The organism is Streptococcus oralis (assembly GCF_001588645.1).
GTDB classification, from domain to species: domain Bacteria; phylum Bacillota; class Bacilli; order Lactobacillales; family Streptococcaceae; genus Streptococcus; species Streptococcus oralis_AB.
The window spans coordinates 1-15,622 of record NZ_LAYF01000004.1 but is presented as its reverse complement, the minus strand read 5'-3'; the positions used below and the strand labels follow the sequence as shown (position 1 = coordinate 15,622).

The 15,622-nt window shown below is 41.1% G+C and carries 13 protein-coding genes; 9 read left to right on the top strand and 4 right to left on the bottom strand.

The window, feature by feature from the left end:
- The first annotated feature begins 15 nt into the window (after positions 1-15).
- The 6 genes from A0739_RS03930 to A0739_RS03905 all read left to right on the top strand — a co-directional run bounded on the left by A0739_RS03930 (position 16) and on the right by A0739_RS03905 (position 5,929).
- Complete coding sequence (locus A0739_RS03930; RefSeq protein ID WP_000411743.1) at positions 16-1,716, top strand: acetolactate synthase large subunit; 1,701 nt, start codon at positions 16-18, stop codon at positions 1,714-1,716.
- On the top strand, positions 1,709-2,185 hold the full coding sequence (gene ilvN / locus A0739_RS03925) for an acetolactate synthase small subunit (RefSeq protein WP_001253813.1): 477 nt from the start codon (positions 1,709-1,711) through the stop codon (positions 2,183-2,185). Before A0739_RS03930 ends, ilvN begins: the two co-directional genes overlap by 8 nt.
- Before the next feature lie 90 nt (positions 2,186-2,275).
- The gene (gene ilvC, locus A0739_RS03920; protein WP_000290683.1) at positions 2,276-3,298 is read left to right on the top strand and encodes a ketol-acid reductoisomerase; all 1,023 of its coding nucleotides are present in this window, start codon (positions 2,276-2,278) and stop codon (positions 3,296-3,298) included.
- Positions 3,299-3,377: 79 nt separating this feature from the next.
- The gene (ilvA, locus tag A0739_RS03915; RefSeq protein WP_061587140.1) at positions 3,378-4,628 is read left to right on the top strand and encodes a threonine ammonia-lyase IlvA; all 1,251 of its coding nucleotides are present in this window, start codon (positions 3,378-3,380) and stop codon (positions 4,626-4,628) included.
- A gap of 82 nt (positions 4,629-4,710) precedes the next feature.
- The gene (locus A0739_RS03910; protein WP_000244062.1) at positions 4,711-5,607 is read left to right on the top strand and encodes an SPFH domain-containing protein; all 897 of its coding nucleotides are present in this window, start codon (positions 4,711-4,713) and stop codon (positions 5,605-5,607) included.
- 106 nt (positions 5,608-5,713) lie between these two features.
- On the top strand, positions 5,714-5,929 hold the full coding sequence (locus A0739_RS03905) for a capsule biosynthesis transcriptional regulator (protein WP_001130031.1): 216 nt from the start codon (positions 5,714-5,716) through the stop codon (positions 5,927-5,929).
- A gap of 92 nt (positions 5,930-6,021) precedes the next feature.
- Here A0739_RS03905 and A0739_RS03900 read toward each other — a convergent pair whose 3' ends face one another.
- Both A0739_RS03900 and A0739_RS03895 read right to left on the bottom strand, forming a co-directional pair.
- On the bottom strand, positions 6,022-6,762 hold the full coding sequence (locus tag A0739_RS03900) for an amino acid ABC transporter ATP-binding protein (RefSeq protein ID WP_061587139.1): 741 nt from the start codon (positions 6,760-6,762) through the stop codon (positions 6,022-6,024).
- Positions 6,759-8,324: an ABC transporter substrate-binding protein/permease gene (locus A0739_RS03895; protein WP_061587138.1), complete on the bottom strand. Its 1,566-nt coding sequence runs from the start codon at positions 8,322-8,324 to the stop codon at positions 6,759-6,761. Before A0739_RS03895 ends, A0739_RS03900 begins: the two co-directional genes overlap by 4 nt.
- Positions 8,325-8,453: 129 nt before the next feature.
- Between A0739_RS03895 and A0739_RS03890 the strand changes: the two genes are divergently transcribed.
- Together A0739_RS03890 and A0739_RS03885 are read left to right on the top strand one after the other, a co-directional pair.
- The gene (locus A0739_RS03890) at positions 8,454-10,349 is read left to right on the top strand and encodes a DUF2207 domain-containing protein (protein WP_061587137.1); all 1,896 of its coding nucleotides are present in this window, start codon (positions 8,454-8,456) and stop codon (positions 10,347-10,349) included.
- Between the two features lie 59 nt (positions 10,350-10,408).
- Positions 10,409-11,254: an undecaprenyl-diphosphate phosphatase gene (locus A0739_RS03885; RefSeq protein ID WP_033630360.1), complete on the top strand. Its 846-nt coding sequence runs from the start codon at positions 10,409-10,411 to the stop codon at positions 11,252-11,254.
- A 34-nt stretch (positions 11,255-11,288) separates the two neighbouring features.
- Here A0739_RS03885 and dinB read toward each other — a convergent pair whose 3' ends face one another.
- Positions 11,289-12,350 (bottom strand): DNA polymerase IV, encoded by a 1,062-nt coding sequence (gene dinB / locus A0739_RS03880; RefSeq protein ID WP_061587136.1) that lies wholly within the window; start codon positions 12,348-12,350, stop codon positions 11,289-11,291.
- Between the two features lie 232 nt (positions 12,351-12,582).
- Here dinB and pflB point away from each other — a divergent pair, with 232 nt between their 5' ends.
- Positions 12,583-14,898 carry a formate C-acetyltransferase gene (gene pflB / locus A0739_RS03875; protein WP_000260621.1) on the top strand — a complete coding sequence of 772 codons (2,316 nt, stop codon included), beginning with the start codon at positions 12,583-12,585 and terminating at the stop codon, positions 14,896-14,898.
- Positions 14,899-15,148: 250 nt separating this feature from the next.
- On the opposite strand, the gene A0739_RS03870 is transcribed toward pflB, so the two are convergent.
- A partial coding sequence (locus tag A0739_RS03870) for a G5 domain-containing protein (protein WP_155718965.1) occupies positions 15,149-15,622 on the bottom strand: 474 nt, incomplete at its 5' end.

Genomic DNA, 15,622 nt, shown 5'->3' with positions numbered 1-15,622 from the left:
AGAGAAAGGGGAACAATGGAGAAAATCAGTTTAGAATCTCCTAAGACGGGGTCGGACCTAGTTTTGGAAACACTTCGGGACTTAGGGATTGATACCATTTTTGGTTATCCTGGTGGTGCAGTCTTACCTTTGTATGATGCGATATACAATTTTAAAGGTATTCGCCACATCTTAGGACGCCATGAGCAAGGTTGTTTGCACGAAGCTGAAGGATATGCCAAATCAACTGGAAAGTTGGGCGTTGCCGTCGTCACGAGTGGACCAGGAGCAACAAATGCCATTACAGGGATTGCAGATGCCATGAGCGATAGCGTTCCCCTTTTGGTCTTTACGGGTCAAGTTGCGCGAGCTGGGATTGGGAAAGATGCCTTTCAGGAAGCAGACATCGTGGGGATTACCATGCCCATTACCAAATACAATTACCAAGTTCGTGAGACAGCAGATATTCCTCGTATTATTACGGAAGCTGTCCATATCGCAACGACAGGTCGTCCAGGTCCTGTTGTGATTGACTTGCCCAAGGATGTATCAGCTCTAGAGACAGATTTCATCTATTCACCAGAAGTTAATTTACCAAGTTACCAACCGACACTTGATCCAAATGACATGCAAATCAAGAAAATCTTGAAGCAATTGTCAAAAGCCAAGAAACCTGTTTTGTTAGCAGGCGGTGGCATCAGCTATGCGGAAGCTTCTAAGGAGCTCAATGAATTTGCTGAACGTTACCAAATTCCAGTAGTCACTAGTCTTTTGGGGCAAGGAACCATTGCAACGAGTCATCCGCTCTTCCTAGGGATGGGAGGCATGCACGGTTCTTTCGCAGCCAACATTGCAATGACGGAAGCGGACTTTATGATTAGTATTGGTTGCCGTTTCGATGACCGCTTGACTGGGAACCCTAAGACCTTCGCGAAGAATGCTAAGGTTGCCCATATCGACATTGACCCAGCAGAGATTGGTAAGATTATCAGTGCAGATATTCCTGTAGTGGGGGATGCTAAGAAAGCCTTGCAGATGCTACTGGCAGAACCAACTGTTCATAACAATACTGAAAAGTGGATTGAAAAAGTCACCAAGGACAAGAATCGAGTTCGTTCTTATGATAAGAAAGAACGTGTGGTTCAACCTCAGGCCGTTATTGAACGCATCGGTGAGTTGACGAATGGAGATGCCATTGTTGTCACAGATGTAGGGCAACACCAAATGTGGACAGCTCAGTATTATCCTTACCAAAATGAGCGTCAGTTAGTCACTTCAGGTGGTTTGGGTACCATGGGATTCGGAGTTCCTGCAGCTATCGGAGCCAAGATTGCCAATCCAGAAAAAGAGGTCATCCTTTTTGTTGGTGATGGTGGCTTCCAAATGACCAACCAAGAACTAGCGATCCTAAACATCTACAAGGTGCCGATTAAGGTTGTCATGTTGAATAACCATTCACTAGGAATGGTTCGTCAGTGGCAGGAATCCTTCTATGAGGGTAGAACTTCCGAGTCAGTCTTTGATACCCTTCCTGACTTCCAGCTGATGGCACAGGCTTATGGCATCAAAAACTATAAATTTGATAATCCAGAGACGATAGAGAAGGATCTAGAAGTCATTCTGGAGGATGTGCCCATGTTTATCGAGGTGGATATTTCTCGTAAGGAACAGGTCTTACCGATGGTACCAGCTGGTAAGAGCAATCATGAGATGTTGGGGGTGAAGTTCCATGCGTAGAATGTTAACAGCTAGATTGCAAAACCGTTCAGGAGTTTTGAATCGTTTTACAGGTGTCCTTTCTCGTCGTCAAGTCAATATTGAGAGTATCTCAGTTGGTGCGACAGAGAACCCCAATGTATCTCGTATCACCATCATTATTGATGTAGCATCTCATGATGAAGTAGAGCAAATCATTAAACAGCTCAATCGTCAGATTGATGTGATTCGCATTCGTGATATCACGGATAAACCACACTTGGAAAGAGAAGTTATCTTAGTAAAAGTATCTGCTCCTGCTGAGAAGCGTGCAGAAATCTTGGCTATTATCCAACCTTTCCGTGCAACGGTAGTAGATGTGGCTCCAAGCTCAATCACCATCCAGATGACGGGAAATGCTGAAAAGAGTGAAGCTTTATTGCGAGTGATTCGACCATATGGTATTAAAAATATCGCTCGTACGGGTGCAACTGGATTTACCCGCGACTAATACTCTTTGATTTTCAATGAGTATAAAATCCAGCATAAATTTGTTTAACAAGCCTATAAGGCAATAAAAAATAGAAAAGAGAGAAAAACTATGGCAGTTCAAATGGAATACGAAAAAGATGTTAAAGTAGCAGCACTTGACGGTAAAAAGATCGCCGTTATCGGTTATGGTTCACAAGGACATGCGCATGCGCAAAACTTGCGTGATTCAGGTCGCGATGTCATTATCGGTGTGCGTCCAGGTAAATCTTTTGACAAAGCAAAAGAAGATGGATTTGACACTTACACAGTAGCAGAAGCAACTAAATTGGCTGACGTTATCATGATCTTGGCACCAGACGAAATCCAACAAGAATTGTACGAAGCAGAAATCGCTCCAAACTTGGAAGCTGGAAATGCAGTTGGATTTGCTCATGGTTTCAATATCCACTTTGAATTTATCAAAGTTCCTGCAGATGTAGATGTCTTCATGTGTGCTCCTAAAGGACCAGGACACTTGGTACGTCGTACTTACGAAGAAGGATTTGGTGTGCCAGCTCTTTACGCAGTTTACCAAGATGCTACAGGAAATGCTAAAAACATTGCTATGGACTGGTGTAAAGGTGTTGGGGCAGCTCGTGTTGGTTTGCTTGAAACAACTTACAAAGAAGAAACTGAAGAAGATCTCTTTGGTGAACAAGCTGTACTTTGTGGTGGTTTGACTGCCCTTATCGAAGCAGGTTTTGAAGTCTTGACAGAAGCAGGCTATGCCCCAGAATTGGCTTACTTTGAAGTTCTTCACGAAATGAAATTGATCGTTGACTTGATCTATGAAGGTGGATTCAAGAAAATGCGTCAATCTATTTCAAACACTGCTGAATACGGTGACTATGTATCAGGTCCACGTGTGATTACTGAGCAAGTGAAAGAAAACATGAAAGCTGTTTTGGCAGATATCCAAAATGGCAAGTTTGCCAATGACTTTGTAAATGACTACAAGGCTGGTCGTCCAAAATTAACTGCTTACCGTGAACAAGCAGCTAACCTTGAAATTGAAAAAGTTGGTGCAGAATTGCGTAAAGCAATGCCTTTCGTTGGTAAAAACGACGACGACGCATTCAAAATCTACAATTAATTCTTGTAAAGAGAGACAGAAGGCGAGTTGGGGGTACCTAACTCGTTTTTTATCTTGAACAGTATTTGAGGAGGAGACAATGCTAAGTGCAAAAGATGTGGTGAAAGCCCACAAAGTTTTGAGTGGTGTAGTAGTTGATACACCACTAGAATATGATCATTATTTATCAGAAAAATACCAAGCAAAGATTTATCTCAAAAAGGAGAATGCGCAACGAGTTCGCTCTTTTAAAATTCGTGGAGCCTATTATGCCATTTCTCAACTATCAAAAGAAGAACGCGAGCGTGGTGTAGTCTGTGCCTCTGCGGGAAATCATGCCCAAGGTGTCGCCTATACTTGTAATGAGATGAAGATTCCTGCAACGATCTTTATGCCCATCACAACACCGCAACAAAAGATTGGGCAGGTTCGCTTTTTCGGTGGAGAGTTTGTGACAATCAAGTTGGTTGGGGATACCTTTGATGCTTCTGCTAAGGCAGCACAAGAATTTACATTAACAGAAAACCGCACCTTCATCGATCCTTTTGATGATGCGCATGTTCAGGCTGGTCAAGGGACTGTAGCCTATGAAATTCTTGAAGAAGCCCGTAAAGAGTCTATTGATTTTGATACAGTACTTGTACCAGTAGGTGGTGGCGGATTGATTGCCGGTGTTTCTACTTATATTAAGGAAACCAACCCGACTATCGAAGTGATTGGGGTAGAAGCCAATGGAGCTCGCTCTATGAAAGCTGCCTTTGAAGCTGGGGGACCAGTTAAGCTTAAAGAAATTGATAAGTTTGCTGATGGGATAGCTGTGCAGAAGGTTGGACAATTAACCTATGAAGCGACCCGAAAGAATGTTGAAACGCTGATTGGGGTGGACGAGGGATTGATTTCTGAAACCTTGATTGATCTTTATTCCAAACAAGGTATTGTTGCAGAACCAGCCGGAGCTGCCAGTGTTGCAGCCTTGGAAGTTTTATCAGACTATATCAAAGGCAAGACGATTTGTTGTATCATTTCTGGAGGAAATAACGATATCAACCGTATGCCAGAGATGGAAGAACGTGCCTTGATTTACGATGGAATCAAGCATTACTTTGTAGTGAATTTCCCACAACGTCCAGGAGCTCTACGAGAGTTTGTAAATGACATTTTGGGGCCAAATGATGACATCACTCGTTTTGAATATATCAAACGAGCAAGCAAGGGGACAGGCCCTGTCTTGATTGGGGTAGCCCTTGCCAATAAGCATGACTATGCTGGATTGATTCATCGAATGGAAAAGTTTGACCCATCTTATATTAATTTGAATGGGAACGAAACGTTGTATAGTATGCTAGTTTAAGCTAAAATAAAATTATTATCATATTATTTGCGTAATGGTAATGATGGTGCTATAATGAGGGTGACGAAAGGGGGAGATTCCCATGGTTTTACAAATTTTACTTGTTTTATTGTTTTTAGTGGTGATTGCATCAGTGATTATGGTTAGTTCTGTGTATGTGGTTCGACAACAATCTGTCGCTATCATAGAACGCTTTGGTAAATACCAAAAGTTGAGCAATAGTGGTATTCATTTACGAGCTCCTTTTGGAATTGATAGGATTGCGGCAAGAGTTCAACTACGCTTGTTGCAAAGTGAGATTGTTGTAGAGACAAAGACGCAAGATAATGTATTTGTAACGATGAATGTGGCAACTCAGTATCGAGTGAATGAAAATAATGTCACAGACGCTTATTATAAATTGATGCGTCCAGAAGCCCAAATTAAATCCTATATTGAAGATGCTTTGCGTTCATCTGTACCAAAGCTAACCCTAGATGAGTTGTTTGAGAAGAAGGATGAAATCGCCTTAGAAGTTCAAAAACAAGTGGCGGAAGAAATGTCTACGTATGGGTATATCATTGTCAAAACGCTGATTACTAAGGTTGAACCTGATGCTGAAGTAAAACAATCAATGAATGAAATTAACGCGGCTCAACGTAAGAGAGTTGCGGCGCAAGAGCTTGCTGAAGCAGATAAGATTAAAATCGTGACCGCAGCAGAAGCAGAAGCAGAAAAAGATCGCCTACATGGTGTAGGGATTGCAGAGCAGCGTAAAGCAATTGTTGACGGACTAGCTGATTCTATCCAAGAGTTAAAGGGAGCCAATGTTGAGCTAACTGAAGAACAAATCATGTCTATCCTATTAACGAACCAGTATTTAGATACGTTGAATAATTTTGCAGATAAAGAGGGTAATAATACAATCTTCCTACCAGCAAATCCTAATGGAGTCGAGGACATAAGAACTCATATATTATCGGCTTTAAAAGCCAAATAAAAATATGCAGAATAATATAGTTACGACGAATATATGTTTTTTTATTGACAAATGAAATAAAAACGTATACAATTAAGTATTGTAAAGAATAATTTAGGAGAAGAACATGGCTAAGTCGAACTTTGAAAAAGTAGAAGCAGTTGTTGGCTGGGTTCGTGATAAGAAAATCACAGGCTACCGTATCTCTAAAGAAACGAATGCGCGTGAAATGTCTATCATTGCTCTAGCACAAGGACGCGCAAAAGTTAAAAATATTTCATTTGAAACAGCTCTTGGTTTAATCGATTTCTATGAAAAAAATCATGAAAAATTTGAAGATTAAACTGTGGTCACAGGCAGATTCCTGAGTCGAGTCTGCCTTTTCTTTACAATTACAAATTAAAAAGACTGCATTCCTTATGCAGTCTTTGTTTATTAGCTGAGATAACGTTGAAGAAATTCTTTTGTTCGTTCTTCTTTAGGGTTCGTGAAGAGTTCTTCTGGCTTGCCTTCTTCAGCAATGACGCCCTTATCCATAAAGATGACACGGTGAGAGACATCGCGAGCGAATTCCATTTCGTGGGTTACGACGATCATGGTCAAGCCTTCTTGAGCCAAATCCTGCATAATTTTGAGGACTTCTCCAACCATTTCAGGGTCAAGAGCAGATGTTGGTTCGTCGAAGAGAACGGCATCAGGATTCATGGAGAGTGCGCGGGCGATAGCCACGCGTTGTTTTTGTCCCCCTGAGAGTTGTTTGGGCTTAGCTTGCCAGTAACGTTCTCCCATACCGACTTTTTCGAGATTCTCTTTGGCAATTTTTTCAGCTTCAGAGTGGTCGCGTTTGAGTACAGTCGTTTGGGCAACGATCGTATTTTCAAGGACATTCAAATTTTCAAAGAGATTGAAAGATTGGAAAACCATACCGAGTTTTTCACGATAATGGGTGAGGTTATAGCCTTTTTCTAAGACATTTTCTCCTCGATAGAGAATCTCTCCCTCTGTAGGTGTTTCGAGTAAATTAATCGAACGAAGGAAGGTTGATTTTCCGCTTCCTGAGCTCCCGATGATGGAAATAACCTCTCCTTTATGGACGGTGAGGGAAATGTCTTTTAGCACTTCGTTTTGCCCATAGGATTTTTTGAGGTGTTTGATTTCAAGAATTGGTTGTGTCATTTTTTCAAATCCTCCGTTTGCATTTGGTTAGCACCTGTAGTGTAAGTATCCATGTCCATACAACGTTCGATGAAGCGTAGGATACGGGTCACAGTAAAGGTGAGGACAAAGTAAATCACGGCGATGATGGTAAAGGTCTGGAAGTATTGATAGGTTTGTGTTGCTACAGTATTTCCTGAGAAATAAAGCTCAACAACTGAAATAACGTTCAATACAGAGGTATCTTTGATATTGATGACAAACTCATTACCAGTAGCAGGTAGAATATTACGGACAACCTGAGGCAGGACAATCTTACGCATGGTTTGGTTATGGGTCATACCAAGAGCAGTTGCAGCTTCAAACTGTCCCTTGTCAACTGCTAGGATACCACCACGGACGATCTCTGTCATGTAGGCACCTGTGTTGATTGAGACGATGAAGATAGCGGCTAGTGTGCGGTCAAGGTTAATACCAAAAGCTTGGGCAGTTCCATAGTAGATAACCATAGATTGAACAATCATCGGTGTACCACGGAAGATCTCGATATAGACATTGAGAATCCAACCGACTAATTTCTGTAAGGCGTACATTGCCTTGTTCTCAGATAGTGGAGCGGTACGGAAGACCCCAATTGCAAGTCCGATAAGGAGACCTGTGATGGTTCCGATAATGGAGATTAAGAGTGTGATACCAGCACCACGCAAGAGTTGTTGCCAGTTTTCAGAAAGGATCTTAGCAACTTGGCTAAAGAAACTACTTTCTTCCTCTGTTGTTGTAGACTCCACAGGTTGCTCTTTGATCATACGATCCATGAGGGCTACTTGCTCATCCTTTGATATGGTTTCGATGCTCGCATTGATTTGGCTGATGCGGCTGTCATCTTTACGAAGTCCAATGGCAATAGCTGTATCTTCTTCGCCAGTTTTGAAACCTGGTTGAGGTTGGATCATTTTGAACTTAGCGTTAGCAGACTCAGCGGTCATTGCTTCAGGTCGTTCAGAAACATAGGCATCAATAACACCAGCCTCCAGAGCTTGACGCATTTGGGCGAAGTCACCCATAGCTGTTTCTTTTTTTGCACCTGAAATTTGGGAAATCAGGTCATAAAGATAAACACCTTGTTGAGACGTGATTTTTGCTCCGCTGAAATCCTCCAAAGAGTTGGCATTCGCATAGGCAGAGTCCTTTTTTACCAATAGAACCGGTTCGCTAGTATAGTAACTGCTTGAAAAAGCAATTTCTTGTTTGCGTTCAGCGGTTGGGCTCATACCGGCAATGATCATATCGATTTTGCCAGAAGTAAGGGCTGGAACAAGTCCTTCCCATTTGGTTTTTACAACCAAAGGTTCCTTGCCTAAGTCTTTGGCAATCTTTTTAGCGATTTGAACATCGTAGCCGTTGGCATATTGGTTGGTACCGTCGATTTTGACGGCGCCGTTACTATCGTCGTCTTGAGTCCAGTTGAAGGGGGCGTAAGCAGCCTCCATCCCGATGCGTAAATATTCGTCGGCTTGGACTTGGCTAACTAGTCCTAAGGTAAGGGCTAGGCTAGCAAGGATAGATAAGCATAATTTTTTCATGTTTTCTCCTATTTCTAGTCTAAAAATGACTCTCTCTATTGTATCTAAAAATAGTGAGATTTTCAATACAAGTAAGCCTTTACTTATAAAAAATGATATAATGGTAAAAAGATTGAAAGGGAACCGATTATGAAAAAAAGATGGCTGTTGGCTTTGGTATTTGCTTATTTATTATTTATACCGAGCCTGGTTTTTGCAGTAGACTTTGATATCTTATCCTATCAGGGTGATTTGAATATTCATGCAGATAATACTGCAATTTTTAAGGAAACAATTACCTACCGCTTTGGAGATGATTATAATGGTCAGTTAGTTGGACTCGGGAAAGCTGGGAAAATGCCGGAAGGATTTGACATTGATCCCGATCCGACCGTTCAGGTCTCTAAAAATGGAAGAATTGTTCAAAATGCTTCCTTCTATACTATGGAGGAAGAGGACGGCTACAAGGTAAAAATTTACAATGCTGGCTATGCTGGAGATACTGTTCGGGTAACGGTTACCTGGAAACTAACAAACCTTCTCTTCTTATATAAGGATATCGCAGAGCTAAATTGGCAACCCTTGACCGATAGTACTGGAGACATCAAAGAGATTGAGTTTAAGGTTAGCTCTGATACCCCAGCAGAGAAACTCTATTTTCATGCAGGTCAACTCCTAAGGGACTCTAGTGTTGAAAAAGTAAATAATCTCTATCATGTCAAAATGAAAGACCTTCCTAGAAAGCGACAGATCGAATTACACGCATACTGGCTGAGAAGTGCTTTTGCAGGAGCTCCAGATCAAGGATTAGAGGAAGAACGTTTAACCGATTTTAACCGGATTGAAAGCAATATAGCGACAGAAAAAGCGCAAAGTGAGATAATGATGAAATGGGTGTTTCCCGTCATTTTTATGAGCCTCTTACTTTTAGTTCCTCTCTTCTATAGGAAGTTTCGTCAGAGTACAAGCATTAAAAAGGTCTTTCCAAAAGATTATCGACTTTACGAACCACCGATGGATTTGCCTCCAATGGTTTTAGCAGAAGCAGTGTATTCAACTTCCTTAGAGGAAGTCAATCCTCTAAACAAATCAGGGTTTGGTAAATTTACTTTTGAACGTTTGATTCAGGCAACCTTGTTGGATTTAGTCGATCGAGGTCATTTATCTATTTTTCAAGGGGATGAGGAACCTTATGTGCGCATTATCAGTGAAAAGGGTTTGTCCAATTTTGAGAAAGAATGCCTGCGCATGACTTTGTCAAATAAGAAAGAATTGGCTATTTCAGAGCTCTTCCCTGATTACCAAGTTTCATCTTCCCTTTACCGTGGTGCCAAAGAGTCAGATGAAAAACATATTCGAGAAACAGGCTCGCGTCTCAAACGCTCCTTTGAAGGAAGACTTCAACGCATTCAGTCTTGTGTCAAGGATAAGGTCCATGTACTTCGTATCCCAAGCTACTATCGTCCCTTGACAAGTGAGGAACGCAGTCTTGCTCTTGGGATGCGGGTCTGTTCAGCTATAACGGCTCTAGGTGGTCTGCTTTTCTTTTACTATAGTTGGCGGACTCACGGTTTCTTCTCAATTCCGTTCCTTCTCTTGGGGTTGACAGGATTGATAGCAAGTTTTTGGGTTCATTTTGCGATGCGAGGAGCCTATCGTGACGGAGTTCTAACAGAGGAAGGGGCGGAGATTTTCTATCTTTGGACGAGTTTTGAAAATATGCTTCGGGATATTGCTCATCTGGATCAGGCAGAGCTGGAGAGCATCGTTGTTTGGAATCGTCTGCTGGTCTATGCGACCCTCTTTGGTTATGCCAAGAAGGTGAGCAAGTTAATGAAAGTACGTCATATTCAGCTAGAAAATCCAGATTTGAATCTATATATAGCCTATGGTTGGAACACACAGTTCCATTCCTCAACTGCACAAATCAAGCAATACACAGCTGTCGCAAATACAGCTAGCAACTACTCTGTATCTTCTGGAAGTGGAAGTTCGGGTGGCGGATTCTCAGGAGGCGGAGGCGGTGGTAGCATCGGCGCCTTCTAAAAAATCTATCGCAACATCCGAAATTGTGCTATAATAGAGGACAGAAAAAGGAGTAATGTATGTATTTTATTGAAATTTTGAAGTCAATCTTTTTTGGGATTGTTGAAGGAATTACAGAATGGTTGCCCATTTCAAGTACTGGACACTTGATTTTGGTTGAAGAGTTTGTACAATACAAGGACCAAAATGAAGCCTTCATGTCCATGTTTAATGTTGTCATTCAGCTCGGTGCCATTTTAGCAGTTATTGTCATTTACTTTAACAAGCTCAATCCTTTCAAACCTGGTAAAAACAAGGTCGAAGTTCGTCGAACTTGGCAGTTGTGGTCAAAAGTCTTCGTTGCGACCTTGCCTTTGCTATTGGTCTTTAAATTAGATGATTGGTTTGATGCCAACTTCCATAACATGGTTTCAGTTGCGATCATGTTGATTATCTATGGGGTTGCCTTTATCTATCTTGAAAAACGAAATAAGGCGCAAGCCATTGAACCAACAGTAACAGAGCTAGACAAGTTGCCTTATAAAACAGCCCTTTACATTGGGCTCTTCCAAGTCCTCGCCCTCTTCCCAGGAACGAGTCGTTCAGGTGCGACTATCGTTGGTGGTTTGTTGAATGGAACAAGTCGCTCTGTCGTAACAGAGTTTACCTTCTATCTCGGAATTCCTGTTATGTTTGGAGCTAGCGCTTTAAAGATTTTCAAATTTATTAAAGCCGGTCAACTCTTGAGTTTTGGTCAACTATTCTTGCTCTTGGTTGCTATGGGAGTAGCCTTTGCGGTCAGCATGGTTGCTATTCGTTTCTTGACTAGCTATGTGAAGAAGCACGACTTTACACTCTTTGGTAAATACCGTATTGTACTCGGTAGTGTCTTGTTGCTCTATAGTTTTGTGCGTTTATTTGTATAAGAAAAAAGCTTGAGGGAATTTTCCTTCAAGCTTTTTAAAATCCTGTCACTGTAATTCCTAGTAAACGGATACCTTTTTCTTTGTCAGCTAGTTCTTCGTAGAGTTGAAGGGCAGTTTGAGAAATCTGACTAACGTCCTGTGTTGCTTGTGGGAGGCTTTTTCGTCTAGTCAGAGTGGAGAAGTCAGCGTATCGTATTTTTAGGATAATGATTTTTCCAGCTTTGTCCTGCTTGCTGAGATTGTGAGCTACCTTTTCGGAGAGAAGAGTCAGCTCTTTTTTAATGTCTTCTTCTACTTGTAGGATCTTTCCGTAGGTTTTTTCCTTGCCAATGGACTTACGAATGCGATCGGACTTGACCGGTGAGTTATGAATGCCCCTTGCCTTTCGATAAAGGTCAAAACCGAGTCTGCCAAAGCGATCAATTAAAGTAACTTCTGAGACGTCCAATAAGTCTGCACCAGTATAAATGCCCATTTCATGAAGCTTTTCTACTGTTTTCTTACCAACACCATGAAATTTAGCAATATCCATTTGTTTGAGAAATTCTTGGGCTTGATTAGGTAGAATCACTGTCAAACCATGTGGCTTCTGATAATCACTGGCCATTTTAGCTAAGAATTTGTTATAAGAGACGCCTGCAGAAGCAGTCAGGTGTAGTTCCTGCCAGATATCTTGTTGGATGAGGCGGGCTATTTTGACTGCAGACTTGATACCGAGTTTATTTTCCGTCACATCTAAGTATGCCTCGTCGATACTCATAGGTTCAATCAAATCAGTGTAGCGTTTAAAAATAGCACGAATCTCAAGTCCCACAGTCTTATACTTTTCATAATTTCCAGAGATAAAGACAGCTTGGGGACAGCGCTCATAAGCTTCTTTAGAGCTCATGGCTGAATGAACGCCAAAAGCTCGTGCCTCGTAGCTACAGGTAGAAACGACACCTCGACCACCTGTTTGTCTAGGATCACTTCCGATGATAACAGGTTTGCCCTTTAACTTGGGATTATCTCTGATTTCCACCGCAGCAAAAAAGGCATCCATGTCAATATGGATGATTTTTCTGGACAGATCATTTATCAATGGAAATATGAGCATTCCAATCCCTTTCTAGTGTCATTTTCTATTTATTATACCCTTTTTTCTGAAAAAATGGGAAAGTTCAACCTGACTTTCAAAAATATAATACAGATAAGAACGAAAAAGAGACTGTATTATAAAAGAAAGCGTCTAAAATGCCGATTTTCTCTTGTTGAAATCGGTTACTGTATGGTATACTTGTCTCAAGAATGTAACAGATGACTGTTACTAGAAAAAAGAGGACATTAACATGGTTGTTAAGACAGTTGTTGAAGCACAAGATATTTTTGATAAAGCTTGGGAAGGCTTCAAAGGCGTAGATTGGAAAGAAAAAGCAAGTATTTCTCGCTTCGTTCAAGCTAACTACACACCTTACGATGGAGATGAAAGTTTCCTTGCTGGACCAACAGAACGTTCACTTCACATCAAAAAAATCGTAGAAGAAACAAAAGCACACTACGAAGAAACTCGTTTCCCAATGGACACTCGTCCAACATCTATTGCTGATATTCCTGCTGGATTTATCGACAAAGAAAATGAAGTTATCTTCGGTATCCAAAACGATGAACTCTTCAAATTGAACTTCATGCCAAAAGGTGGTATCCGTATGGCTGAAACTACTTTGAAGGAAAATGGATACGAACCAGATCCAGCTGTTCACGAAATCTTCACTAAATACGTAACAACAGTTAACGACGGTATCTTCCGTGCCTATACTTCAAACATTCGTCGTGCTCGTCACGCTCACACTGTAACTGGTCTTCCAGATGCCTACTCACGTGGACGTATCATCGGTGTTTACGCACGTCTTGCTCTTTACGGTGCAGACTACTTGATGCAAGAAAAAGTAAACGACTGGAATGCGATCAAAGAAATCGATGAAGAAACAATCCGTCTTCGTGAAGAAGTAAACCTTCAATACCAAGCATTGCAACAAGTTGTTCGCTTGGGTGACCTTTACGGAGTTGATGTCCGCAAACCAGCGATGAACACGAAAGAAGCCATCCAATGGGTTAACATCGCCTTCATGGCTGTCTGCCGTGTTATCAATGGTGCTGCTACATCTCTAGGACGTGTGCCAATCGTATTGGATATCTTTGCAGAACGTGACCTTGCTCGTGGTACATTTACTGAATCAGAAATCCAAGAGTTCGTTGATGATTTCGTTATGAAACTTCGTACAGTTAAATTTGCTCGTACAAAAGCTTATGACCAATTGTACTCAGGTGACCCAACATTCATCACAACTTCTATGGCTGGTATGGGTAACGACGGTCGTCACCGTGTTACTAAGATGGACTACCGTTTCTTGAACACTCTTGACAACATCGGTAACTCTCCAGAGCCAAACTTGACAGTTCTTTGGACTGACAAATTGCCATACAACTTCCGTCGCTACTGTATGCACATGAGCCACAAACACTCTTCTATCCAATACGAAGGTGTGACAACAATGGCTAAAGACGGATACGGAGAAATGAGCTGTATCTCATGCTGTGTGTCACCACTTGACCCAGAAAACGAAGATCAACGCCACAACATCCAGTACTTCGGTGCTCGTGTAAACGTTTTGAAAGCTCTTCTTACTGGTTTGAACGGTGGTTACGACGATGTTCACAAAGACTACAAGGTATTTGACATCGATCCTATCCGTGACGAAGTTCTTGAATTCGAATCAGTTAAAGCCAACTTCGAAAAATCTCTTGACTGGTTGACTGACACTTACGTAGACGCTTTGAACATCATCCACTACATGACTGACAAGTACAACTACGAAGCTGTTCAAATGGCCTTCTTGCCAACTAAACAACGCGCTAATATGGGATTCGGTATCTGTGGATTTGCTAACACTGTTGATACATTGTCAGCTATCAAATACGCTACCGTTAAACCAATCCGTGACGAAAATGGCTACATCTACGATTACGAAACAATCGGTGAATACCCACGTTGGGGTGAAGATGACCCACGTTCAAACGAATTGGCAGAATGGTTGATCGAAGCTTATACAACTCGTCTACGTAGCCACAAACTATACAAAGACGCAGAAGCTACTGTATCACTTTTGACAATCACATCTAACGTTGCTTACTCTAAACAAACTGGTAACTCACCAGTCCACAAAGGTGTATACCTCAACGAAGATGGTTCTGTGAACTTGTCTAAACTTGAATTCTTCTCACCAGGTGCGAACCCATCTAACAAAGCTAAAGGTGGATGGTTGCAAAACTTGAACTCACTTGCTAGCCTTGACTTTGGTTACGCAGCTGACGGTATCTCATTGACAACTCAAGTTTCTCCACGTGCTCTTGGTAAGACTCGTGACGAACAAGTTGATAACTTGGTAACAATCCTTGATGGTTACTTCGAAAACGGTGGACAACACGTTAACTTGAACGTTATGGACTTGAACGATGTTTACGAAAAGATCATGTCAGGTGAAGATGTTATCGTTCGTATCTCTGGATACTGTGTAAACACTAAATACCTCACTCCAGAACAAAAAACTGAATTGACACAACGTGTCTTCCACGAAGTTCTTTCAATGGATGACGCATTGAGCTAAGATAATATAAAGAAAACTAGTCTTAAGGCTAGTTTTTTTGTTACTGAGGTTTTGATAGTTTTAAAACAAGGAATATTATAGTTTTTGCTCTCAGAGAGAAGAGACAAATTACTTCTATATAAAATATGGCTTTTTCTGCCTTACTGCAGGTGTCATAGAATTGACTAAAAAGGATTGAATTCTATAAAATATAGACTTCAATCCTTTTTTAAAATATACTATCTAGCTTGAAGAGTAAATGACATATACTTTAGTCGTTATCTTCTTCTTTACGTTTGAATAGTGTAAGACCTAGGGCTGCAAATAGAGCTAGAGCACCAGTCACTGCTGCAGAGTGATTGTTTTCTGTTCCTGTATTTGGTAATACTTTGGTATTATCAACAGTAGATTGCTCAGTATTTGCATGGTTTTGTTGACTATCTTGACTTAATTGGTCAGTATTATTTGGAGTGGTTGCAGTAGTAGCAGCTGTTCCTATTCTTACAATTTCATCAGTAGGTGTAATTGTAACTGTAGAAGAGAGAATGTTGCTAGAAATAATCTGTCCTTTATCATCAAAAACTTCTTCGATAATGATTGTACGAAGACCAGCTTTACCTGGGGCCACAATCATTTGTGTTCCACTAGGCAATTTATCATCATAAATGGATTGAATACCATATGGAATAGAAAGTTCAATAGTTCTCTGAACTGTTCTAGTAAGTGGTTTTGTTCCCACAAGTAC

Coding starts and splice junctions, on each gene's coding strand:
- A0739_RS03930 (WP_000411743.1), top strand. CDS start 16: ATGGAGAAAATCAGTTTAGAATCTCCTAAGACGGGGTCGGACCTAGTT.
- ilvN (WP_001253813.1), top strand. CDS start 1,709: ATGCGTAGAATGTTAACAGCTAGATTGCAAAACCGTTCAGGAGTTTTG.
- ilvC (WP_000290683.1), top strand. CDS start 2,276: ATGGCAGTTCAAATGGAATACGAAAAAGATGTTAAAGTAGCAGCACTT.
- ilvA (WP_061587140.1), top strand. CDS start 3,378: ATGCTAAGTGCAAAAGATGTGGTGAAAGCCCACAAAGTTTTGAGTGGT.
- A0739_RS03910 (WP_000244062.1), top strand. CDS start 4,711: ATGGTTTTACAAATTTTACTTGTTTTATTGTTTTTAGTGGTGATTGCA.
- A0739_RS03905 (WP_001130031.1), top strand. CDS start 5,714: ATGGCTAAGTCGAACTTTGAAAAAGTAGAAGCAGTTGTTGGCTGGGTT.
- A0739_RS03900 (WP_061587139.1), bottom strand. CDS start 6,762: ATGACACAACCAATTCTTGAAATCAAACACCTCAAAAAATCCTATGGG.
- A0739_RS03895 (WP_061587138.1), bottom strand. CDS start 8,324: ATGAAAAAATTATGCTTATCTATCCTTGCTAGCCTAGCCCTTACCTTA.
- A0739_RS03890 (WP_061587137.1), top strand. CDS start 8,454: ATGAAAAAAAGATGGCTGTTGGCTTTGGTATTTGCTTATTTATTATTT.
- A0739_RS03885 (WP_033630360.1), top strand. CDS start 10,409: ATGTATTTTATTGAAATTTTGAAGTCAATCTTTTTTGGGATTGTTGAA.
- dinB (WP_061587136.1), bottom strand. CDS start 12,350: ATGCTCATATTTCCATTGATAAATGATCTGTCCAGAAAAATCATCCAT.
- pflB (WP_000260621.1), top strand. CDS start 12,583: ATGGTTGTTAAGACAGTTGTTGAAGCACAAGATATTTTTGATAAAGCT.